22 protein-coding genes, 3 pseudogenes and 1 riboswitch are annotated in these 20,982 nt (G+C 41.7%); of the genes and pseudogenes, 14 read left to right on the top strand and 11 right to left on the bottom strand.

The genetic code is table 11. The annotated features are described in order from the left end of the window. Positions 1-47 precede the first annotated feature (47 nt). From HMPREF8578_RS12115 to HMPREF8578_RS12080, 8 genes are all read left to right on the top strand, one after another. Entirely contained in the window at positions 48-491 is a 444-nt protein-coding gene (locus HMPREF8578_RS12115) for a MarR family winged helix-turn-helix transcriptional regulator (RefSeq protein WP_000655221.1), read from the top strand. Positions 492-494: 3 nt separating this feature from the next. Further along, positions 495-1,259, top strand: a complete 765-nt coding sequence (locus HMPREF8578_RS12110; protein WP_000043840.1) for a nuclear transport factor 2 family protein — start codon at positions 495-497, stop codon at positions 1,257-1,259. 14 nt (positions 1,260-1,273) lie between these two features. Continuing rightward, positions 1,274-2,002 (top strand): ATP-binding cassette domain-containing protein, encoded by a 729-nt coding sequence (locus tag HMPREF8578_RS12105; RefSeq protein ID WP_000575221.1) that lies wholly within the window; start codon positions 1,274-1,276, stop codon positions 2,000-2,002. Beyond that, on the top strand, positions 1,995-3,515 hold the full coding sequence (locus tag HMPREF8578_RS12100; RefSeq protein ID WP_000183014.1) for an ABC transporter permease/substrate-binding protein: 1,521 nt from the start codon (positions 1,995-1,997) through the stop codon (positions 3,513-3,515). Before HMPREF8578_RS12105 ends, HMPREF8578_RS12100 begins: the two co-directional genes overlap by 8 nt. Before the next feature lie 489 nt (positions 3,516-4,004). Next, positions 4,005-4,607 (top strand): hypothetical protein, encoded by a 603-nt coding sequence (locus HMPREF8578_RS12095; protein ID WP_000846131.1) that lies wholly within the window; start codon positions 4,005-4,007, stop codon positions 4,605-4,607. Then, positions 4,607-5,398, top strand: coding sequence for an energy-coupling factor transporter transmembrane component T (locus tag HMPREF8578_RS12090; RefSeq protein ID WP_000130448.1), 792 nt, complete (start codon positions 4,607-4,609; stop codon positions 5,396-5,398). The genes HMPREF8578_RS12095 and HMPREF8578_RS12090 overlap by 1 nt, the downstream gene beginning before the upstream one ends. Next, entirely contained in the window at positions 5,374-6,210 is an 837-nt protein-coding gene (locus tag HMPREF8578_RS12085; RefSeq protein ID WP_000343048.1) for an ABC transporter ATP-binding protein, read from the top strand. Before HMPREF8578_RS12090 ends, HMPREF8578_RS12085 begins: the two co-directional genes overlap by 25 nt. After that, positions 6,197-6,997, top strand: a complete 801-nt coding sequence (locus tag HMPREF8578_RS12080) for an energy-coupling factor ABC transporter ATP-binding protein (protein WP_000103851.1) — start codon at positions 6,197-6,199, stop codon at positions 6,995-6,997. The genes HMPREF8578_RS12085 and HMPREF8578_RS12080 overlap by 14 nt, the downstream gene beginning before the upstream one ends. A 373-nt stretch (positions 6,998-7,370) precedes the next feature. Here HMPREF8578_RS12080 and HMPREF8578_RS12075 read toward each other — a convergent pair whose 3' ends face one another. From HMPREF8578_RS12075 to HMPREF8578_RS12740, 4 genes and pseudogenes are all read right to left on the bottom strand, one after another. Continuing rightward, entirely contained in the window at positions 7,371-7,598 is a 228-nt protein-coding gene (locus tag HMPREF8578_RS12075) for a hypothetical protein (RefSeq protein WP_001152922.1), read from the bottom strand. Between the two features lie 12 nt (positions 7,599-7,610). After that, the gene (locus HMPREF8578_RS12070; protein ID WP_001287840.1) at positions 7,611-7,868 is read right to left on the bottom strand and encodes a plasmid replication protein; all 258 of its coding nucleotides are present in this window, start codon (positions 7,866-7,868) and stop codon (positions 7,611-7,613) included. Further along, a pseudogene (locus HMPREF8578_RS12745) lies at positions 7,861-8,181 on the bottom strand (DNA replication protein); the annotation flags it as partial. The pseudogene HMPREF8578_RS12745 and the gene HMPREF8578_RS12070, both read right to left, overlap by 8 nt. 24 nt (positions 8,182-8,205) lie before the next feature. Beyond that, positions 8,206-8,556, bottom strand: a pseudogene (locus tag HMPREF8578_RS12740) (IS6 family transposase); the annotation flags it as partial. Between the two features lie 39 nt (positions 8,557-8,595). Between HMPREF8578_RS12740 and pnuC the strand changes: the two are divergent. Next, positions 8,596-9,102 (top strand): annotated as a pseudogene (gene pnuC, locus HMPREF8578_RS12065) (nicotinamide riboside transporter PnuC); the annotation flags it as partial. 35 nt (positions 9,103-9,137) lie between these two features. Here the strand turns inward: pnuC and HMPREF8578_RS12060 are convergent. Together HMPREF8578_RS12060 and HMPREF8578_RS12055 are read right to left on the bottom strand one after the other, a co-directional pair. Next, complete coding sequence (locus HMPREF8578_RS12060) at positions 9,138-9,470, bottom strand: hypothetical protein (RefSeq protein ID WP_000958148.1); 333 nt, start codon at positions 9,468-9,470, stop codon at positions 9,138-9,140. Between the two features lie 26 nt (positions 9,471-9,496). Then, entirely contained in the window at positions 9,497-10,051 is a 555-nt protein-coding gene (locus HMPREF8578_RS12055; RefSeq protein ID WP_001171908.1) for a TetR/AcrR family transcriptional regulator, read from the bottom strand. 132 nt (positions 10,052-10,183) lie between these two features. Here HMPREF8578_RS12055 and HMPREF8578_RS12050 point away from each other — a divergent pair, with 132 nt between their 5' ends. Then, complete coding sequence (locus HMPREF8578_RS12050; protein WP_000074680.1) at positions 10,184-11,074, top strand: cation diffusion facilitator family transporter; 891 nt, start codon at positions 10,184-10,186, stop codon at positions 11,072-11,074. Between the two features lie 33 nt (positions 11,075-11,107). Here HMPREF8578_RS12050 and galR read toward each other — a convergent pair whose 3' ends face one another. Further along, the gene (gene galR / locus HMPREF8578_RS12045; protein ID WP_000212492.1) at positions 11,108-12,112 is read right to left on the bottom strand and encodes a DNA-binding transcriptional regulator GalR; all 1,005 of its coding nucleotides are present in this window, start codon (positions 12,110-12,112) and stop codon (positions 11,108-11,110) included. 163 nt (positions 12,113-12,275) lie between these two features. Here galR and HMPREF8578_RS12040 point away from each other — a divergent pair, with 163 nt between their 5' ends. From HMPREF8578_RS12040 to HMPREF8578_RS12030, 3 genes are all read left to right on the top strand, one after another. Then, entirely contained in the window at positions 12,276-13,454 is a 1,179-nt protein-coding gene (locus tag HMPREF8578_RS12040; RefSeq protein ID WP_000148751.1) for a galactokinase, read from the top strand. Positions 13,455-13,472: 18 nt separating this feature from the next. Then, positions 13,473-14,954, top strand: coding sequence for a UDP-glucose--hexose-1-phosphate uridylyltransferase (locus HMPREF8578_RS12035; RefSeq protein ID WP_000177013.1), 1,482 nt, complete (start codon positions 13,473-13,475; stop codon positions 14,952-14,954). A gap of 69 nt (positions 14,955-15,023) precedes the next feature. Next, entirely contained in the window at positions 15,024-15,428 is a 405-nt protein-coding gene (locus tag HMPREF8578_RS12030; RefSeq protein ID WP_000651197.1) for a PaaI family thioesterase, read from the top strand. Positions 15,429-15,471: 43 nt separating this feature from the next. On the opposite strand, the gene dcm is transcribed toward HMPREF8578_RS12030, so the two are convergent. Further along, positions 15,472-16,737, bottom strand: coding sequence for a DNA (cytosine-5-)-methyltransferase (dcm, locus tag HMPREF8578_RS12025; protein ID WP_000865857.1), 1,266 nt, complete (start codon positions 16,735-16,737; stop codon positions 15,472-15,474). Between the two features lie 115 nt (positions 16,738-16,852). Here dcm and HMPREF8578_RS12020 point away from each other — a divergent pair, with 115 nt between their 5' ends. Beyond that, positions 16,853-18,343 carry a Sau3AI family type II restriction endonuclease gene (locus HMPREF8578_RS12020; protein ID WP_000372609.1) on the top strand — a complete coding sequence of 497 codons (1,491 nt, stop codon included), beginning with the start codon at positions 16,853-16,855 and terminating at the stop codon, positions 18,341-18,343. A gap of 54 nt (positions 18,344-18,397) precedes the next feature. Here the strand turns inward: HMPREF8578_RS12020 and HMPREF8578_RS12015 are convergent, their stop codons facing one another. The 3 genes from HMPREF8578_RS12015 to HMPREF8578_RS12005 all read right to left on the bottom strand — a co-directional run bounded on the left by HMPREF8578_RS12015 (position 18,398) and on the right by HMPREF8578_RS12005 (position 20,977). Continuing rightward, the gene (locus tag HMPREF8578_RS12015; RefSeq protein ID WP_001171645.1) at positions 18,398-19,660 is read right to left on the bottom strand and encodes a nucleobase:cation symporter-2 family protein; all 1,263 of its coding nucleotides are present in this window, start codon (positions 19,658-19,660) and stop codon (positions 18,398-18,400) included. Then, positions 19,660-20,241: a xanthine phosphoribosyltransferase gene (locus HMPREF8578_RS12010; RefSeq protein ID WP_000770381.1), complete on the bottom strand. Its 582-nt coding sequence runs from the start codon at positions 20,239-20,241 to the stop codon at positions 19,660-19,662. Before HMPREF8578_RS12010 ends, HMPREF8578_RS12015 begins: the two co-directional genes overlap by 1 nt. 120 nt (positions 20,242-20,361) lie before the next feature. Further along, positions 20,362-20,457: riboswitch (purine riboswitch) on the bottom strand. Positions 20,458-20,590: 133 nt separating this feature from the next. Further along, positions 20,591-20,977 (bottom strand): bleomycin resistance protein, encoded by a 387-nt coding sequence (locus tag HMPREF8578_RS12005; protein WP_000386235.1) that lies wholly within the window; start codon positions 20,975-20,977, stop codon positions 20,591-20,593. Positions 20,978-20,982: the final 5 nt, after the last annotated feature.

The following is a 20,982-nucleotide window of genomic DNA, read 5'->3' as shown; positions in this document are numbered from 1 at the left end:
GTATTACAATGGAATATAATTCGATATCGAAATAAATTGGAGGGATCATGAAGGATAGTCATTTGGTAGCTCACCATATTCGTTTGTTGAATGGGAGGATTTTTCAAAAGTTACTGAGTCAGGATCCTGAGGCTCTTTATCGGAGTGAACAGGGAAAGATTTTAGCGGTTTTATGGAATAGTGAAACTGGCTGTGCAACTGTGACAGATATTGCTCTGGCGACTGGTCTCGCCAACAATACGCTCACAACCATGATAAAGAAACTTGAGGAGCAAAAGCTGATCACGATTAGCCCATGTGGAATAGATAAGAGAAAGAAATATGTCGTTCTGACTGAACTTGGTTGGTCCCAGAAAGAAGTGGGCCATCGTATTAGTCAAAAACTGGATGCTATTTTTTATAAAGGATTCACTGAGGAAGAAATTCGCCAGTTTGAAAGTTTTCAGGAACGCATTTTGAACAATCTGAAAGAGAAAGCAAATGAGGAATAAAATATGTCAAAACAAGTTGAAAATGCACGAAATCTATATATTCATGCTATTCAAGACGGGCGAGTTGCTGAGGCTCAGGCCCAGTCTGTAGGAGATACCTACATTCAACACTCGACAGGTGTGCCAGATGGGAAAGAAGGGTTTGCAGCTTTCTTTGCAAATTTCTTTGAGCGCCATCCCGAGCGTGAGATCAAGATTGTCCGTACTATTGAGGATGGCAATCTGGTCTTTGTTCATGTTCATCAATATCTCAATGGCGGGGGAGCTCAATGGGTGACAACGGATACTTTCCGTGCGGATGAGAATGGTCGTATCGTAGAACATTGGGATGTTATTGACTACTATCGAACACCTGAAAACGGCCAATTAGATCAGATTTTTGGTGATTTTGAAATCACAGTTTTGGATAAGACAGCAGAAAATAAAAAGTTAGTTCGCCGTTTCTTGACAGAAATTTTCCAAAATGGGGAACTGGAGCAGTGGAGTGACTTTGTGGCAGAAGATTTGATTCAGCATAATCATGAGATTGGCCAAGGAAGTCAGGCATATAAAAACTATGTGGCTGAACATGGTGTCACTTTCGACTTTGTTTTCCAACTCTTAGGACAAGGAAACTACGTAGTTAGCTATGGTCAGACTCAGATTGATGGCGTTGCCTATGCTCAGTACGATATTTTCCGTTTGGAGAATGGCTTGATTGTGGAGCATTGGGATAATAAGGAAGTTATGCCTAAGGTAGAAGACTTGACTAATCGAGGAAAGTTTTAAATAGAGGACAAAGAATGATTGAATATAAAAATGTAGCGCTACGCTATACAGAAAAAGATGTTTTGAGAGATGTCAATTTACGGATTGAGAATGGGGAATTTATGGTTTTAGTTGGACCTTCTGGATCTGGTAAGACGACCATGATCAAGATCATTAATCGTCTTTTGGAACCAACTGATGGAAATATATACATGGATGGTAAGCGCATCAAGGACTATGATGAGCGTGAACTTCGTCTTTCTACTGGTTATGTTTTACAGGCCATTGCTCTTTTTCCCAATCTAACGGTTGCGGAAAATATTGCCCTCATTCCGGAGATGAAGGGGTGGAGTAAGGAAGAAATAGCGACGAAAACAGAAGAGCTTTTGGCTAAGGTTGGTTTACCAGTAGCTGACTATGGGAATCGACTTCCTAGTGAATTATCTGGTGGAGAACAGCAACGGGTTGGTATTGTTCGTGCCATGATTGGTCAGCCTAAGATTCTCCTCATGGATGAGCCTTTTTCAGCCTTGGATGCTATTTCGAGAAAACAGTTGCAGGTTTTGACGAAAGAATTGCATAAAGAATTTGGGATGACAACGATTTTTGTGACCCATGATACGGATGAAGCTTTGAAATTAGGTGACCGTATTGCTGTTTTGCAGGATGGAGAGATTCGTCAGGTGGCGAATCCTGAGACGATTTTAAAGGCCCCTGCAACGGACTTTGTAGCAGACTTGTTTGGAGGTAGTGTTCATGACTAATTTGATATCAACTTTTCAGGATCGTTTTGGTGATTGGGTAACAGCTCTATCTCAACATTTGCAGTTGTCACTTTTGACCTTATTACTAGCTATTTTTATTGCTATTCCCTTGGCTGTTTATCTTCGCTATCATGAGAAGTTGGCGGACTGGGTCTTGCAGATTGCAGGGATTTTCCAGACAATTCCGTCTCTAGCCTTGTTGGGACTCTTTATCCCCTTGATGGGAATTGGAACCTTGCCTGCTTTGACGGCTCTAGTGATTTATGCGATTTTCCCGATTTTGCAAAATACCATCACTGGGCTAAAGGGAATTGATCCAAGTCTGCAAGAAGCTGGGATTGCCTTTGGGATGACTAGATGGGAGCGTCTCAAGAAGTTTGAAATTCCACTTGCCATGCCTGTTATGATGTCTGGGATTCGGACGGCAGCGGTTTTGATTATCGGTACGGCAACCTTGGCTGCCTTGATTGGGGCAGGTGGACTGGGTTCCTTTATCCTTTTGGGAATTGACCGTAATAATACCAGTCTGATTTTGATTGGGGCCCTTTCTTCTGCAGTGCTTGCCATTGCCTTTAACTTCCTACTAAAAGTGATGGAAAAAGCAAAATTGCGGACGATTTTCTCTGGTTTTGCCTTGGTGACAATCTTGCTCGGTCTGTCTTATAGTCCAGCTCTTTTGGCTCAAAAAGAGCAAGAAAATTTAGTTATTGCTGGGAAATTGGGACCAGAACCCGAAATTTTGGCTAATATGTATAAGTTGCTGATTGAAGAAAATACCAGTATGACTGCGACTGTTAAGCCGAATTTTGGGAAAACAAGCTTCCTCTATGAAGCTCTGAAAAAAGGGGATATTGATATCTATCCTGAATTTACTGGTACGGTGACTGAAAGTTTGCTTCAGCCATCACCCAAGGTAGGTCATGAGCCAGATCAGGTTTATCAGGTGGCGCGTGATGGCATTGCCAAACAGGATCATCTGGCCTATCTAAAACCTATGTCTTATCAAAATACCTATGCTGTAGCTGTTCCGAAAAAGATTGCTCAAGAATATGGCTTGAAGACCATTTCGGACTTGAAAAAAGTGGAAGGACAGCTGAAGGCAGGTTTTACTCTCGAATTTAATGATCGTGAGGATGGCAATAAGGGCTTGCAATCAATGTATGGTCTCAATCTCAATGTAGCGACCATGGAGCCAGCCCTTCGCTACCAGGCAATTCAGTCAGGCGATATTCAAATCACGGATGCCTATTCGACGGATGCAGAGTTGGCGCGTTATGATTTGCAGGTCTTGGAGGATGACAAGCAACTCTTCCCACCTTATCAAGGGGCTCCACTCATGAAAGAAGCTCTTCTCAAGAAACATCCTGAGTTGGAGACAGTTCTCAATAAACTAGCAGGTAAAATTACTGAAAGCCAGATGAGCCAGCTCAACTACCAAGTCGGTGTTGAAGGTAAGTCAGCAGAACAAGTAGCCAAGGAGTTTCTCCAAGAACAAGGTTTGTTGAAGAAATAGATTGAAAATGTCAAACTCAACTTCTTTAAATGACCATACAGAAGAATGCTCAGACAATCTTGTCTGGGCTTTTTTGATATTAGAGTTACTAAATGTCATTTAAAATGGAAAATAATACTCAATGAAAATCAAAGAGCAAACTAGAAAGCTAGCCGCAGGTTGCTCAAAGTACAGCTTTGAGGTTGTAGATAGAACTGACGAAGTCAGTAACATATATACGGTAAGGCGACGCTGACGTAGTTTGAAATTGATTTTCGAAGAGTATAAGAGGAAATTTTCAGGATTTTCTAGATTTTTACTGTAAATACACTTGACTATTCACAAATTAGGTGTATAATGTGTTGTGAACTACTTAACAAATAAAGATTTCCAGCTCATGTCGACTAAGGATGGAAATCTTGTGTATAGACAGTTCAGTAGATATATAATAGAGCGTTGCGTCCGAAAGTCTATCCAGACACGGCTCTTTAAAAACAAAAGGAGAAGATTATGAAAACAGAACCGATTCATCGTACCAGTATGTGGAAATTTAAGTTAAGTGCTGCCACCATGACTTTGATTCCCGCTGCCGTGGGGATTAACTATGTTGCCAAAGCCTTGGCGGAGGGGTTAAAGTTGCCCGTTTGGCTGGGGTCTTTGGGAACCTTTCTTACCAGCATGTTGGCTGGGCCGGTTGCCGGTGCCATTAGTGGTTTCATCAACAACGTGATCTATGGGCTGACCTTATCGCCAATTTCAACCGTGTATGCGATTACCAGCATCGGAATTGGGATTGCTGTCGGAGTTTTGCACGCCAATGGGTGGTTCTCGTCAGCGCGACGAGTATTTGTTTCTGCTATTATTATTGCCATCGTTTCAGCTGTCATTTCAACGCCACTCAACGTCATCTTTTGGGGTGGTCAGACCGGTATCGCTTGGGGTGACTCATTGTTTGCGGTAATGGTCGCCAATCATGTACCAGTGTGGCTGGCCTCATTTACCGATGAGTTTGTCTTGGATATTTTGGATAAAGTCTGCGTGGCCTACCTGTCATTCTTCATCTATCGTCAGCTGCCGAAGCGGATGGTGCACTTCTTTAGCGATGATAAATGATGACTGATAAAACATTGATTTCTGGAGCGCCACGGGTCAAGCTCAAGTGGTACCAGGTGATCGATCCGATTACTAAGCTCTTGTTCATCTTGGACATGACGTTGTTGAGCTTTGCCAGTATGAATTTATTGCTTCAGGCCGGATTAATTCTTGTCGCAACACTGCTATTGTTATTTTCCAAATTGAGTTCTACCACCTTTAAGGCGCTGGGATTCAGCCTGTTTCTGATTTGCACCATGCTGATCATCCAAGGGTTATTTTACAGTCGGAATCAAACTGTGCTGTTTTCTGTGCTTGGGGTGTCGTTCTACAAAGAGGGCCTGATTTACGCCACCACTCTGGGTTGTCGAGTATTGGTGATTATTTTGACCAGTGGCTTTTTTATGGTGACCACGAGTATTTCAGAAAATGCGGCCTATTTGGAACTGTCCGGATTGTCTTATAAAACCGTCTACGTTCTGATGTCGGTGTGTTATATTTTGCCGGAAATGATGCGCAATATGCGGAAAATCCAGCAGGCACAAAAAGTTCGCGGAACCAATCCGCAAAAAACGTTGATTCAGAAATTAAAGTCAGTCCTGCCGGTTCTAATTCCATTGGTGATTAAGACCTTGGATCAATCGATGACGCGGTCGATTTCTCTCCAACTGAGAGGTTTTGATAATCTCAACCGGACTGTCAGAACCTCCCAGCGCGTGTATCGCCTGTCGCGGACGCTGCACATTGGTCTGACTGGATTGGCAATTTTATTGATTGGGTGGAAGATATGGACGAAGATAAACGGATTGTAATTGAAAATTTGACCACCCGTTATCCGGGTACTGAGCAACCACAACTGCGTCAGATTAACGCGGAGGTTCATACCGGCCAGGTGGTTGGGATTATCGGGAATAGCCACTCCGGCAAATCGACTTTGTGCCGTGTGCTGGCAGGGGTCATTCCCAAAATTGTGTCTGCTGAGATTGAGGGCGATTGGCACATGTTTGGCCAGCGAGTGTCTGACAATTGGCCCGTTTATAATGCCATGAATGGAGTTGTACTGCAAAATCCAGCTGGCCAACTAAGCGGGTTGGCAGACACGGTTGCCGATGAAATCGCCTTTGACTTGATTAATCAGGGAATGGCTGAAGGACTGATTCAAAAACGGGTCGAAGAAGTTGCCACGCAAATGGGGCTGATTGAACAGCTGAATTTGCGTCCCGAGAGCCTTTCCGGTGGTCAGATCCAGCGGTTGGCAATTGCCACGGCGATTGTGGCTAATCCGGCTGTTTTGATTATGGATGATCCGACCAGTGAGATGGATCCCCTTGGCCGTCGGCAATTTTTCCAATGGCTGGCCCAAGTCAAAGAGACGACTGTCTTCATTGTCACCAGTGAAATTGACGATTTGTGCGAAGTCGCCGACGTTGTGTGGGTGCTGCACGAGGGTCAAATGGTAGCCCAGGGCAGGCCGGGTGAGGTGTTTAATCATTTGGCAGCTGACTGGCAGATTCCAGCCCCGACAATCCAGCAACTTGCTCAAAAAATGGATTGGCACTTGGCTGATGGCCGGTATCCGGTGAATTACGCTGATCTGAAGGAGGTTCGTTATGTCCACAATTGAACTGAGCCACCTGACGTTCACTTATCCGGAACGGTCCTTTAGCTTGGATGTTGAAGACAAACACTTCGCCGATCCGATGGTGGCGATTGTCGGCCAAAATGGTGCCGGCAAATCAACGCTCTTCAAATTGTTGACGGGTTTGCTGACACCACAAACCGGTGTGATTAAGATCGATGGAGAAAATTTTAATGATCTTAAACCAGTCGAAAAGTTACTGAAGGTTGGGATTACTTTTCAGAATCCTGACGATCAGCTTTTCAACCCGACCGTTCAACGAGAGGTGGAGTGGAATGTCGCGCAGGTCATGGATGACCACGACACGATTACGAGGCGGGCTTTAGCGGCTCTAAAAAGAGTTGGCTTGGATGATAAAACAGCTGAAAGTCCATATGACCTGTCATTGTCGGAACGCAAGCTGTTGAGCGTTGCCACAGTTTTGGCAGTGGATCCGGCGATTTATTTATTTGATGAGCCGATGATGTCGCTTGATTGGGAAAGCCGGCGCAAGTTGACCGCAATTTTCCATCAGTTGGCTGATTCGGGCCACCAAGTTGTGACCATCACCCATGACATGGATTGGGTCGCCGCCGAGTTTGAGTCGGTGTATGTTATGGAACACGGGAAGTTTAGCTTCGCCGGCAGTCCACGGGAATTGTTCAGCAATCACGAACTTGTCCAGCGAGTGGGATTACTACCACCGCGGATTATGGACATAGCGGAGTCGCTGGGTGATTCACAGACATATTTATCGGTTAATGATTATTGCCAGAAAAATCGAGATGTATAGAAAAAGTCACCTCTGCGGGTTTTCCAGGTTGAAGGATTAACTTCAGCTTCTGGCAAGAACTCACATGGGTGACTTTTGTGTTTAATAACGTTTCATGATCATCGGGTGCTTCCTCAGATCACTCGGTTTGATTTTACTTTGTTTCATGGTCATAATCATATACCATTTCTTTTGGATTTTTTGTTTGACTAATACAAAATAGGTCTTCATAGGTCTTCGCATTTTTAGCGCCCATTAGGATCATCAGTATAATTTTCTGAATTAGGAGACTGTCCCATCACTATTCGAACTTCGTCTCCCAACTTACGCTGTTCCTATTCATCCGTGAATCCTTTAAATCGCAATTCTGGAACTTTCTTTTTAACTGAATCATCTATTTTCGCCATAGTCCCCACCATTTTATTGGTTTTTCTTGTTTTTCTATCCTTTTTTGATCTTTGATTTGTTCCTGTAAATTTTCCAACTTCTCTTTAAGAGCGTTCACTTCATCTTTATATTGATTGTCTAAGTGTTTGAATTCTGTTTCCTGTGAGGGCATTTTGAGGGCTTTTAAGTTATCATTTTCCGCCTTGTATTCTTCTAGCAACTTTTTATCTTGCAAGGCTAATCGTTGTTACTGGTCTAACAAATTAGTTAGTTTTTCTATTTGTTGGTCTTTGCTACTTATTTGTTGGTCTTTGGTATTTGATTTGCTACTACTTTCTACTTTACCTAAAATTATTTTTTCTGCTTTAGAATTTATTAGATTAGACCCATTGGAACTTTTAAGCTGTAATTCTTTTGGTAACCTTTGGTAGTGATATTGAATATTTTGTTTTGTAACACTCAACTCATCCGCCAGCTCTTTGATCGTTTTTAAGTCTTCACTCATGGTTTAAGTCCTGCCTTTTAACCGTTGGTAGATATTGTTCAATGGCTTTTTTGAGGTAGCGTGCGATATTATGCTTAGAATATTCTTCACGTCTGCTGGCAACATAAGACAAGTGGTCTTTAACACTATTTAGTCCTCTTAATTCTTTCAGTTCGTCATAGAGGGGGTAAACGTGGACTTGCAATCCTGCCATGATTTTTGTATCTTGCATTTCAAACGGACTTAGCAACATATTTTCTAGCAATAGCGTGGTGTACTTGCTTTTCATTGCTTCAATAGCTAGCTTATCTTCGGTTTCTGCTTTGCGTGCTTTATCTTCTTGATAGGCGGTATCTTCTAACTTATAGCTGTTATCGTCTGCTCGACGTTTCTTTCGTAACCAGATATCCAATGTTAAACCGTCCGCATCAATCGCTCGATAGAGATAATGCCAACGCCCCTTAATTTTGATATAGGTTTCATCCATTTTCCACGAATAGAAGGACTGTTTATTTTTCTTTTTCCAGAGATGATAGAGGATTTTACTGTATTCTTGAACCCACCGATAAATCGTAGTGTGACAAACATTTATTCCACGGTCATAAAGCAATTCCTGAACTTCACGATAGCTCAGATTGTAACGTAGGTAATAACCAACAGCGACAATGATGACGTCTTGTTGGAATTGTTTGCCTTTAAAATGATTCATCTCTCAAGCCTTACTAACCTTTTTTCTGCTCTTTGAGAAGCTGAAGGTCGTGCTAGTAACTACCTATTTGGTTTGATTAATTCCATCATTTATCTGGTGCTTGCCCTTCAAAAAGGCTTTTATGGTGAGGTGCTGACGACACTTTACTTCACGGCCATGCAGCCAATTGGCCTTCTAGTGTGGATCTACCAAGCACAATTCAAGAAAGAAAAGCAGGAGTTTGTCGCGCGTAAACTGGACGGCAAGGGTTGGACCAAGTATCTTTCCATTAGTGTTCTTTGGTGGTTGGTCTTTGGGTTCATTTATCAGTCTATCGGAGCCAATCGTCCTTATCGCGATTCCATCACCGATGCGACCAATGGGGTAGGGCAAATCCTCATGACAGCTGTTTACCGTGAGCAATGGATATTCTGGGCAGCTACAAATGTTTTTTCTATCTATCTCTGGTGGGGAGAAAGCCTGCAAATCCAAGGGAAATACTTAATTTATCTCATCAATAGTCTAGTTGGTTGGTATCAGTGGAGCAAGGCAGCAAAAAGCTCTTAAAAAAGTAAAAAAGGATCATCTGATCCTTTTTTGTATTAGAGCAAAATGAATAATACCGTAATGACAATAGCACTCGTTATACGAACGATGTGGTGCGATATATGTTGACTTTCTTTCTGTTGGCCGTTCCAGTAGGCTCCATAGCAGACGATACTCGAACCCACAATCCATAGTAGAATAGTTGCAAGTGGGACGAAGTAAAAGATGGCTAGAGCCAGAGAGGTGAGGCAACTGCCGACCAAGATGCACGTGTTTCCCAGACTGTAGTTCTTTTGTTTCATGGCTGCGAAAGCAGCTGCGAGATGGAGAAGTGAAAAACCGAGAGCTAGTACAATTGTTAGTATTCCTAGAATCATCGAAGTTAACATAGTTGGTTCCTTTCTGAGTTACAGGCTTAGTTATCAAGCGGAGTTATAGAAGTCATCTCAATCACATCTAAGTAAAATCTCACTACTTGGTCTTCTGTATAAGATTTTCCTTTTTTTAGCCACCAAGTTAGAGTTTCGATAAAGTTCGTCACAACAAAATGCTGGAGGTAGGAGGCCGGTATGCTCGGATAGGCCTCTTGTAAGTCATCCGCCACCATGGGATAGACGTGGTGTTCGAGTTCCTTGTGTAGTTGGCGTAGGAAGTAGTCGTTTTTGGAAAAAAGGAGACTGGTGACATGGTCCTGGTTTTTCTGAAAATGTAAAAAGATATGTGCGAGGTAGTCCTCGATAGTCAAGTGTTCTTCCCTTTCAAAGAGATGATGAAAGAGGTAGCGGCAGAGCTCATCTAAAAGGAGTTCCTTGCTTTCATAGTGACAGTAAAAAGTAGAACGTCCTACATCTGCTAGGTCAATAATATCTTGGACAGTAGTAGCATCATAGCCCTTGTCGTTCAAAAGTTGTAAAAAAGCTTGATAGATGGCTTTTTTCGTCTTACTAATCCGACGATCTCTTTTTTGCATATAGACACTTGAGACAAACTGTTCAGAACTGAATAAGGCTGACAGTTTGCTTCTATCCTTTCTTTGGATTTTATTAGATAATACAAATGAAGGAAGTATGTATATACCCATTATACCAAAGGAGAGAGAGAAATGAGTCCTAAAACATCTATCTGGCTAGCTTTTTTCTTAAATTTAAGCTATGCGATAGTCGAGTTTATCGCAGGAGGAATCTTTGGGTCAAGTGCAGTTCTTGCTGATTCTGTTCATGACTTGGGAGATGCTATGGCCATTGGCCTATCAGCCCTTTTAGAAACAATTTCAAACCGTGAAGAAGATAGACAGTACACCTTGGGTTACAAACGTTTTAGTCTTTTAGGGGCAATGCTAACGGCTGTGATTCTTATGATAGGGTCTGTCCTAGTGATTTTGGAAAATATCACGAAGATTGCTCATCCGCAACCCGTTAATGAGAATGGCATCCTCTGGCTGGGAATCATTGCAGTAGCTATCAATGTACTAGCAAGTCTGGTAGTTCGTAAAGGAAAGACAAAGAACGAGTCAATTCTTAGCCTACACTTTCTGGAAGATACCCTTGGTTGGCTGGCTGTCATTCTAATGGCGATTATCCTCCGATTTACAGATTGGTATATCCTCGATCCGCTTTTATCGCTGGTTATTTCTATTTTTATTCTAACAAAAGCTGTGCCTCGCTTTTGGAGCGCACTAAAAATTTTCCTAGATGCTGTGCCAGAAGGAGTCGAGACAAGTGATTTGGAGAAAGATTTAGAGGCTCTGGCTAATGTCAAAAGTGTCAATCAACTTAGCATTTGGTCCATGGACGGTCTAGAGAACAATGCTGTTGTCCACATTTGTATCAAGGACTGGGAGCAGATGATGGAAACCAAAGAAGTGGTGCGTCAATTTTTAGAAGAAAGAGGCGTGCAGAATATCACTATTGAAGTGGATAGCAGTAAAAGCAATCATGCACAACATAGGCGGAGGGTGAGAGAATTAGAGCAGAGGCATGGGCATCATCATTAGAAAAACGATCTCGCTAGAGGTCGTTTTGTTATCCTATTCATTCCTCGTACTTTCTCTCAAAGTCAGTCTGGTTCCCAGCATAGTCAAGCTGGGGATTTTGCGACCGTGGAGGACTTCCTTGTTAAGAATATCCATCCCTGCTCGGCCCATTTCTTCGGTATAGACGGTAATGCTAGAAAGAGGAGGATAGACCTGCTTGGTCAGGCTAGTGTCGTTAAAAGAAATGAGACTGACACGGTCTGGTAGGCTAATTCCAGCTTCTTGGAGAGCACGGAGGGCGCCGATGGCTAAACTATCGCTGGCTGCGAAAAAGGCTGGTGGGAGTTGTTCTCCTAGCTTGTGAATGGCCTCCTTCATCAAGTCATAGCCAGACTGGGCAGTAAAGCTCCCCTGAAAGACCAGTTCTTCATGGTAGATACCATTTGCTTTGGTAATGTCTTTGAAATTCTCTAGCCGCTTATCCTGGATAATTTCTTCCTGGTCGGTTGTTTCCTCAAGGCCTGTGAGAATTCCAATACGGTTCATCCCTTGGCTGAGGAAATGGTCTACAACTTGTTTCACAGCAGTGTAAAAGTCAGTGATAATACAGGTATGACCTAATGAGAGGGTATCGCTGTCTATAAAGACTAAAGGTTTTTGGTATTCTTCAAAGGCAGCAATCTGAGCACGGCTAAATTTTCCGATACAGAGAATGCCAATCACTTCCTCGCTCAGTGTAAAAGGATGGTCATTAAAATAGCGCAAGATGTCATAGTCCAACTCTTGGGCTCTTTTTTCAATACCGAGACGAATCTGGTAGTAGTAGAGGTCGTCCAACTCCCCTTGTTCGCTGACCCATTGGATAATGGCAATCTTTTGTTTGGGTTTGTGGGATTCGCCTGTCTTGAGGTGCTTAGTATAGCCCAGCTCTTCAGCAACGGTTAATATACGGTGTCTGGTTTCTTCTGTAACAGATAGACTCTGGTCGCGATTGAGGACACGAGATACGGTCGCGATAGAGACAGAGGCTAGCTGTGCAATGTCTTTTAAGGTAGCCATAAATCCTCCTCCTTTAGGTTAGTATATCATATTTTTCTGCTTTTTACTGATAGTTTAGTAAAAGTTTAGTAAAAAGGATTGACCTTGGTAAATCCCTTGGATACAATAGAAGAAAACGATTACACGTTAAGGTGACTTAACGGACAGTCAAAGGAGAATTTATATGACACACCATCTTACTGCTGAAGCCCTTCGCAAAGACTTTCTTGCCGTTTTTGGTCAAGAAGCAGACCAAACTTTCTTTTCACCAGGTCGTATCAATTTGATTGGTGAACACACGGACTACAACGGTGGGCACGTTTTTCCGGCGGCTATTTCTTTGGGGACATACGGTGCAGCTCGCAAGCGTGACGACCAAGTCTTGCGTTTTTACTCAGCCAACTTTGAGGACAAGGGTATCATTGAAGTGCCTCTTGCTGACCTCAAATTTGAAAAAGAGCACAGCTGGACCAACTATCCAAAAGGGGTTCTTCATTTCTTACAAGAAGCTGGACATGTGATTGACAAAGGGTTTGATTTTTATGTTTATGGGAATATCCCAAATGGTGCAGGCTTGTCTTCATCAGCATCTTTGGAACTCTTGACAGGGGTCGTGGCAGAGTATCTCTTTGATCTAAAACTAGACCGTTTGGATTTGGTTAAAATCGGAAAACAAACGGAAAATAACTTTATCGGAGTCAACTCTGGTATTATGGACCAGTTTGCCATCGGTATGGGGGCAGACCAACGTGCCATTTACCTGGATACCAATACGTTAGAATATGACTTGGTGCCACTTGATTTGAAGGACAATGTTGTTGTTATCATGAACACTAATAAACGTCGTGAATTGGCGGACTCTAAGTACAATGAACGCCGTGCTGAGTGTGAAAAAGCTGTGGAAGAATTGCAAGCTGCCATGGATATTCAGACCTTGGGTGAATTGGATGAGTGGGCTTTTGACCAATACAGCTACCTGATTAAAGACGAAAATCGTTTGAAACGTGCTCGCCATGCTGTGCTTGAAAACCAACGTACTCTTAAAGCTCAAGCAGCCCTTCAAGCAGGTGATTTGGAAACATTTGGTCGCTTGATGAATGCTTCTCACGTTTCTCTTGAGCATGATTATGAAGTAACTGGCTTGGAATTGGATACCCTTGTTCACACCGCTTGGGCTCAGGAAGGTGTTCTCGGTGCTCGTATGACAGGGGCAGGTTTTGGCGGATGTGCCATTGCCTTGGTGCCAAAAGATACTGTTGAGGCCTTTAAAGAAGCCGTTGGCAAGTACTACGAGGAAGTAGTTGGATATGCTCCAAGCTTCTATATCGCTGAAGTTGCAGGTGGCACTCGCGTCCTTGACTAGTTAAAAGGAGGCTCTATCGTGACCTTAGTAGATAAATTTGTAACACATGTTATTACTGGAAGTTCATTTGAGGAAATGGATCGAATCTACTTAACCAATCGTGTTTTGGCGCGAGTGGGTGAAGGTGTTTTGGAAGTTGAGACTAATCTAGATGAGTTGATTGACCTCAAGGACCAGCTTGTCGAGGAGACGGTTCGATTAGAGACGATTGAGGATAGTCAGACTGCGCGTGAAATCCTTGGTGCTGAACTGATGGACTTGGTAACCCCTTGTCCAAGTCAGGTCAATCGTGACTTTTGGGCAACTTATGCCCAATCTCCTGAGCAGGCAATTGCGGACTTCTACCAACTTAGCCAGAAAAACGACTACATCAAGCTCAAGGCTATTGCTAAGAATATTGCTTATCGCGTTCCATCAGACTATGGAGAGCTTGAGATTACCATCAACCTCTCTAAGCCTGAAAAGGATCCAAAGGAGATTGCGGCAGCTAAATTGGTGCAAGCTAGCAATTATCCCCAGTGTCAGCTTTGTCTAGAGAACGAAGGCTACCATGGTCGGGTTAACCATCCAGCTCGTAGCAATCACCGCATTATCCGTTTCGAAATGGCGGGTCAGGAGTGGGGATTCCAGTATTCGCCCTATGCTTATTTTAATGAGCACTGTATCTTCTTAGATGGTCAGCATCGTCCCATGGCTATCAGCCGTCAGAGCTTTGAGCGTCTGCTGGCGATCGTAGAGCAGTTTCCAGGCTATTTTGCAGGCTCTAATGCCGACTTGCCAATCGTGGGGGGCTCTATTCTGACTCATGACCACTATCAGGGAGGTCGTCACGTATTTCCTATGGAATTGGCTCCTTTGCAAAAGACTTTATGTTTTGCTGGTTTTGAACAGGTCAAGGCTGGGATTGTCAAGTGGCCTATGTCAGTGCTACGTTTGACCTCGGATTCAAAAGAGGATTTGATTAACTTGGCTGACAAGATTTTACAGGAATGGCGGCAATATTCAGATCCTGAAGTGCAGATTTTAGCAGAGACAGACGGGAGACCGCATCACACTATCACACCGATTGCGCGTAAGCGTGATGGACAGTTTGAATTGGACTTGGTCTTGCGGGATAATCAGACATCGCCAGAGCATCCTGATGGCATCTATCATCCCCACAAGGATGTTCAACATATCAAGAAGGAAAATATCGGCTTGATTGAGGTCATGGGCTTGGCAATCTTACCACCTCGTTTGAAAGCAGAAGTGGAGCAAGTCGCCAGCTACCTCGTGGGAGAAGAAGTCTCAGTTGCCGACTATCATCAGGAATGGGCAGACCAGCTCAAAGCCCAATATCCGGACCTAGCGGATAAAGAAAAAGCCCTTGAAATAGTCAAGGACTCTGTGGGTGCTATCTTTGCGCGCGTTCTAGAGGATGCAGGAGTTTACAAGCAGACGGAGCAAGGACAGGCAGCCTTTATGCGATTTGTAGAGCAGGTCGGAATTTTGCCAGACTAGGAGCTTTCTCCTTGCACAGTCCTATAAAAAGTAGTATCATAGTGTCGTTTGAACTATCAGGAGGAAACGATGAAAGATTTTCATTTTGACGCTATATCTGCCTTTGAAAATTACGAAATAGAAAAAATGAGAGATGGTCATGTTGTGGTGACGACAAAAGTAGTGGACTCGTCGCTCAACTATTATGGCAATGCCCATGGTGGCTATCTCTTCACCCTTTGTGACCAGATTAGTGGTTTGGTGGTTATCTCGCTAGGGCTTGATGGAGTGACACTCCAGTCCTCTATCAACTACCTCAAGGCAGGAAAACTCGACGATGTGCTGACCATTAAAGGAGAATGTGTCCATCAAGGTCGCACAACCTGTGTCGTGGATGTCGATATCACCAATCAAGAAGGCAGAAATGTCTGCAAGGCAACCTTTACCATGTTTATCACAGGTCAGCGGTCTGAAGACAGACAGGTAAGGATATAAAGAAACAAAAAAGAGGCTCACACCTCTTTTTGTTTCAGATAAATCAATCAATTTCTTTAATAAACTTAGCAATTTCTTTTACAATCTCAGTAACTAAAGCATTTCCCATAAAGAACATTCTCATTTTATCAGAAACGTTGACAATAGATCCATCTGACAATTTCTTTTTAGCTGTCCAATTATCTGGAAAATCTTGAAGGCGTTCTGCTTCAACTGGAGTTATAAGACGGTATTTGCCATTAACTTTAAGAAAATGGGTAGAACGATTGACGGTACCTTCAGAAGTTAACATTGTTCGACCAGGTAAATTTAAATCGTCATAAGGAGCCATACCTCCTTCAGAATAGATATAAGTATGTCCAGTGGCAGAAGTACGTTCTATTCGTTTAGGACCTCGTAAGAATTGGAATTTTTCCAATTTTGCTGGATCTGTAATGAAATATTTCTCTGGGACCTCCTCTTCATCTTGAAGAATTTCTCCTAGAGTGATAGGGTTGCCATTGTAATTAGGTACTGTATCAATAGAATAGTATTTTCCATGTCTCATAATTCCTGTATTCCAAACGGTACCAGTAAAAGTATCTGAGACCTCAATTATATCATTTGATAACTCATAAAACACATGACGATTTTTAACTGCTATAGGTTTAATAGGAAATTGTTTTGCAAATAGGCCTTGATTGAAAATATAGTCATCATACCTATTATCTTCAAAAATTTCTTCCTTTTTTTCGTAAAGATTATCAATCCTTTTTGCAAATACAGTATCATTTCGATATACGAAAAAGAATACACGGCGTCTTCGTTGGCTTCTTCCGTAATCAGCAGCATTAATAACTCTCCACTCTACAGAATATCCAAGATTATTAAAAGCTGTGAGCATGATTGCAAAATCACGTCCTCTTTGTTTTGAAGGTGCTTTTAAAAGTCTATCTACATTTTCTAGGATTAAATATTTTGGTTTAATTATTTCCGTTGCTCTAATAATCTCCCAAAATAAAACTCCTTTTTTCCCTTCAATTCCTTTTTCATCTTTCTTGCTACGCGCAACTGAGTAATCTTGGCAAGGAAAACCACCGACAATCATATCGGCATCCATTTTGGAGAATTGTTCGTCTGTTATATCAGAAATACTAATATTGATGTTTTCGCTATTGGGGAAGTGATAATCATAGACCTCAAATGCATCTTGAGATTTACGAGATGGTTCCCATTGGTTTGCCCATTTTGTTTTAAAGAGTTGCTTATCGGCATTTTCTAATCCTATGCGAAAACCGCCAACTCCAGCAAATAGTTCGAGAACTTTCATCTTTTCTCCTTAATTTTTTACAGTTTAATCCATTATATACTATTTTCAATAATTGATCAAGTATTAATGCTTGCTTTAGTTTAATTTGATATAATATAAAAGATAGGAGAAGAAAATGGATCAAAACTTATTTAACTATAACGATGAAGATATCGATAGTGTTATTGAATATTCTCACAAACTATTAAATAGAAAATTTTCCGATGTTATGGAAGAGTATAATCGTTCGCTTTATAAATCATATGACGATTATAATGATAGAGTAGTCTCTGAGGTCCAAGATAAATCAATTAGTATGAAGTCAAAAGGGCAGTATGGAAATTATATTGAAAAATATTTCTATGGTTATCAGCCAAATAGTGACTCGGAAGCTGACTTTGAAAAAATTGGTGTAGAATTAAAAGTTACTCCTTTTAAGGTAAACAAAAATGGGACACTTAGTGCCAAAGAACGACTTGTATTAACAATACTAAACTATATGGAGGAAAATTTAGAGGATTTTTACTCCACCCACTTATGGAAAAAATGCGCAAAGATTTTATTATTGTTTTACAATGGCTTAATTCCTAATCAAACAATGAAGGACTATGTCATTGAAAAAATATTTTTATATGAATGGTTTGAGGAGGATATGGCAGTTATCCTTGAAGACTATAAGAAGATTACAGATAAAATCAAAAATGGAAGGGCACATGAATTATCAGAATCAGATGGGAACTATTTATCAACTTGTACAAAAGGGGCAGGTAAAGGAAAGGATTTAAGACAACAACCTTTTAGTTATGAATTAGCGAAACAAAGAGCTTGGGAATTAAAATCAAGTTATATGACCTATCTGATTAATCATAAAATCTTTAATCAATCAGATCAAGAAAGTGTCCTGGCTAATTTTAGGGGTGAGAAAAAATCATTTACTGAGGTTATTGCAGAGAAGATTCTCTCCTACAAAGGTTTCTCTGAACAAGAGTTATATGATAGATTTGAAGTGAATCCCAAAGCAAAAGGTAAGAATAGTACTCTGATTAGAAAAATTTTAGGTTTAACAGGGGATTTAGATAAGACAAAAGAATTTCAAAAAGCAAACATGAATTTGAGAGTTATTCGAGTAGATAAGAATAATTTACCTAAGGAAGACTCCCCGTTTAAAACTTATTGTTTTAAAGAACTAGCAGCAAATGATAGTTGGGAATCATCACATGTTTATAATGAAATTTACAATAAACGATTCCTCTTCGTTATTTTTAAGGAAATTGAACCGAAGCTATTTGTATTAGATTCTATCAAGTTTTGGGGATTTCAGGATAGACAATTAGAAGAAATACAAAGAGTGTGGCAGGAAACTAGACAAATTATTTCTGACGGAGTTAAATTAACCCAAAATGGTAATAAAGTTTCAACCAATTTCCCTCAAAGTAAGATAAACAGAATCCTATTTACGAAATTACACGCTACAAATACTTATTATGAAATTGAAAAAGGAAAATTTGTTGGGAAAGGTTCATTATCTGATACGGATGAACTTCCAGATGGACGTAGGATTACAAAACACTCCTTTTGGATGCCTAAAAAGTTTATAAAAGAAATCTTAGCTGGGAATTGGGATTGATAGTATTTATAATCAATTTGTGATAAACAAAAAAGAGGCTCACACCTCTTTTTCTTATTTCTTTTTATGATTTAATACTGCATTGAGTACAATGGCCAGTAAGCTGGCTACGACGATTCCGTTTGAGAAGAACATTTGGAAGGCTGTCGGCATGCTGACGAAGAGATTACTATTGTTGAGTCCGACACCTGCAGCGATGGAGACAGCTGCGATAAGGAAGTTGTGTTCATTGTTAGCAAAGTCAACGCGAGCTAGGATTTGCATCCCTTGAAGGGAAACAAAACCAAACATCACCAGCATAGCACCACCAAGAACAGGACTTGGAATGATTTGGGCAAGGGCGCCAAACTTAGGTAGGAGTCCAAGGAGGACTAGGAAACCAGCTGCATAATAGATTGGCAGACGAGTCTTGATACCTGACAATTTAACCAACCCAACGTTTTGTGAAAATCCTGTGTAAGGGAAGGTGTTAAAGATTCCTCCGAGAAGTACGGCTAAACCTTCTGCACGATAACCGTTGCGCAGGCGCGTGCTGTCGATTGGGTCATTAGTAATATCAGACAAGGCCAGATAAACACCAGTGGACTCAACCATAGACACCGTTGCAATGATACACATCATGACGATGGATGATATTTCAAAAGTAGGTACACCAAAGTAGAGGGGAGTTGGAACATGGACAAGCGGTGCTGCCGCAACAGGGGAGAAATCAACCAATCCCATGGTAGCAGCAATGGCAGTTCCAACAACCAGACCAATCAAAATGGAGATAGACTTGATAAATCCTTTGGTAAAGATGTTGATCAAGAGGATAATCAGAACAGTGATAGCAGCAAGTAGGAGACTTTGACCAGTTGGCTCTGGAACGTTATTTCCCATATTTCCAATAGCGACAGGAATCAAGGTTAAACCAATCGTGGTAATGACAGATCCTGTTACGATAGAGGGGAAGAGATTGGCCACTTTTGAGAAAATGCCTGAAATCAGAACCACATAAATCCCTGATGCGATAAGGGCACCAAACATAGCCCCACTACCGTGACTCTGCCCAATCATAATCAAAGGAGCGACGGATTGGAAGGCAACTCCGAGAACGACTGGTAGTCCAATCCCAAAGTATTTGTTGAGTTGGAGTTGAAGGAAGGTGGCCACCCCACACATGAAGATATCTGTGGAGATCAGGTAGGTCAACTGCTCAGCTGAATAGCCAAGAGCTGTCGCAATCATGATAGGAACCAGGATAGAACCTGAGTACATGGCTAATAAGTGTTGCAATCCAAGAACGGCTGCTTGCGAATGTTTTTCTTGTTTTTGCATTAGAGATCTGCCTCCTTAAATACGACCTGACCGTTTTCAAAACGATCCAAGCGAGCCAGTGATAGAACTGGATAGCCAGCTTTTTCAAGCAAATCACGACCATCTTGGAAAGACTTTTCAATCACGATACCGATGGCTTCAACTTTTGCTCCGGCTTGTTCGATGATTTGGATCAAGCCTTTGGCAGCTTGTCCATTTGCTAGGAAATCATCGATAATCAAGACCTTGTCCTCAGGTGAGAGGAATTTTCCAGCGATGGAAACGGTGCTGGTCACCTGCTTAGTAAAGGAGTAGACTTGGGCGGTTAAGATTCCTTCGTTCATGGTGATGTTTTTAGCTTTCTTGGCGAAAATCATGGGAACATTCAAAGCTTCGGCAGTAAAAATGGCTGGGGCAATACCTGACGCTTCAATGGTTACGACCTTGGTAATGCCAGCAGAAGCGAATTTGTCCGCAAATACCTTCCCAATCTCTCGCATCAAGCTAAAGTCAACTTGATGGGTTAAAAAGGAATCCACCTTGAGGATATTGTCCCCCAAGATATGCCCATCCTCAAGGATGCGCTCTTCTAATAATTTCATAAGACCTCCTAAAGTCTAAAAGATGCTTCATTTGCTTGTCTAGAGTTTCTACTATGTAATAGAAAAAGGACCTACTTAATCCCCTAAGTAAGTCCTCAAAATAGGTATGGCCAAAACCATACCTTCAGCTGACATACTCATTGTTAGGTGTTCCGGCACCTTGTAGAAACGTCGTGCCAATTCACGACATAAACAAGTAAAATGATATTCAATTTTAAACAGGCTACTGCCAATGTTTATATTTTACACCAATTAGCTTTATAAATCAAATATTTTGTTAGTAAATAGATCATAAAAACGAACGAATAAAAGGCTGCAATGCTAGATAGTATTGTAGACTTCGATTATTCTATTCGCTAAATCTTAGAAAATAACCATCTGGATCCAAAACTGCAAATTCATGAGGGTAAATAAAGCTATCTCCCACTCGAAATTCTCTTTTGGTCAGCGGACGATAAATAGGATAGTCAGCTTCTAGCAGTTTTTGGTGGAGCTGAGGGACATCTTCAATGCCAAAGGAAATATTGACACCGCGCCCGAAAGGATAGGTTAGTTGGGCTAATTCTTCTGTGCTGCCTTCTTCTAGCATAAGTTGGCAGTCTTCAAGCGAGAGGAAGAGAAATTTCTCCTCTGGACGCTCGTATTCGACAGAAAATCCCAGCAAGTCGCAGTAGAAGTGGCGTGACTTTTCGAGGTCAGATACTACAAATTCAGGAATGACAGCTTGATAGTCCATTAGCT

Source organism: Streptococcus oralis ATCC 49296 (assembly GCF_000185265.1).
Classification (GTDB): domain Bacteria; phylum Bacillota; class Bacilli; order Lactobacillales; family Streptococcaceae; genus Streptococcus; species Streptococcus oralis_BC.
This window is presented reverse-complemented; position numbering and strand designations above follow the sequence as displayed.

Bases quoted from the DNA above. Each gene is read 5' to 3' on its own strand.
- HMPREF8578_RS12115 (WP_000655221.1), top strand. From the start codon at position 48: ATGAAGGATAGTCATTTGGTAGCTCACCATATTCGTTTGTTGAATGGG.
- HMPREF8578_RS12110 (WP_000043840.1), top strand. From the start codon at position 495: ATGTCAAAACAAGTTGAAAATGCACGAAATCTATATATTCATGCTATT.
- HMPREF8578_RS12105 (WP_000575221.1), top strand. From the start codon at position 1,274: ATGATTGAATATAAAAATGTAGCGCTACGCTATACAGAAAAAGATGTT.
- HMPREF8578_RS12100 (WP_000183014.1), top strand. From the start codon at position 1,995: ATGACTAATTTGATATCAACTTTTCAGGATCGTTTTGGTGATTGGGTA.
- HMPREF8578_RS12095 (WP_000846131.1), top strand. From the start codon at position 4,005: ATGAAAACAGAACCGATTCATCGTACCAGTATGTGGAAATTTAAGTTA.
- HMPREF8578_RS12090 (WP_000130448.1), top strand. From the start codon at position 4,607: ATGACTGATAAAACATTGATTTCTGGAGCGCCACGGGTCAAGCTCAAG.
- HMPREF8578_RS12085 (WP_000343048.1), top strand. From the start codon at position 5,374: ATGGACGAAGATAAACGGATTGTAATTGAAAATTTGACCACCCGTTAT.
- HMPREF8578_RS12080 (WP_000103851.1), top strand. From the start codon at position 6,197: ATGTCCACAATTGAACTGAGCCACCTGACGTTCACTTATCCGGAACGG.
- HMPREF8578_RS12070 (WP_001287840.1), bottom strand. From the start codon at position 7,868: ATGAGTGAAGACTTAAAAACGATCAAAGAGCTGGCGGATGAGTTGAGT.
- HMPREF8578_RS12060 (WP_000958148.1), bottom strand. From the start codon at position 9,470: ATGTTAACTTCGATGATTCTAGGAATACTAACAATTGTACTAGCTCTC.
- HMPREF8578_RS12055 (WP_001171908.1), bottom strand. From the start codon at position 10,051: ATGCAAAAAAGAGATCGTCGGATTAGTAAGACGAAAAAAGCCATCTAT.
- HMPREF8578_RS12050 (WP_000074680.1), top strand. From the start codon at position 10,184: ATGAGTCCTAAAACATCTATCTGGCTAGCTTTTTTCTTAAATTTAAGC.
- galR (WP_000212492.1), bottom strand. From the start codon at position 12,112: ATGGCTACCTTAAAAGACATTGCACAGCTAGCCTCTGTCTCTATCGCG.
- HMPREF8578_RS12040 (WP_000148751.1), top strand. From the start codon at position 12,276: ATGACACACCATCTTACTGCTGAAGCCCTTCGCAAAGACTTTCTTGCC.
- HMPREF8578_RS12030 (WP_000651197.1), top strand. From the start codon at position 15,024: ATGAAAGATTTTCATTTTGACGCTATATCTGCCTTTGAAAATTACGAA.
- dcm (WP_000865857.1), bottom strand. From the start codon at position 16,737: ATGAAAGTTCTCGAACTATTTGCTGGAGTTGGCGGTTTTCGCATAGGA.
- HMPREF8578_RS12020 (WP_000372609.1), top strand. From the start codon at position 16,853: ATGGATCAAAACTTATTTAACTATAACGATGAAGATATCGATAGTGTT.
- HMPREF8578_RS12015 (WP_001171645.1), bottom strand. From the start codon at position 19,660: ATGCAAAAACAAGAAAAACATTCGCAAGCAGCCGTTCTTGGATTGCAA.
- HMPREF8578_RS12010 (WP_000770381.1), bottom strand. From the start codon at position 20,241: ATGAAATTATTAGAAGAGCGCATCCTTGAGGATGGGCATATCTTGGGG.
- HMPREF8578_RS12005 (WP_000386235.1), bottom strand. From the start codon at position 20,977: ATGGACTATCAAGCTGTCATTCCTGAATTTGTAGTATCTGACCTCGAA.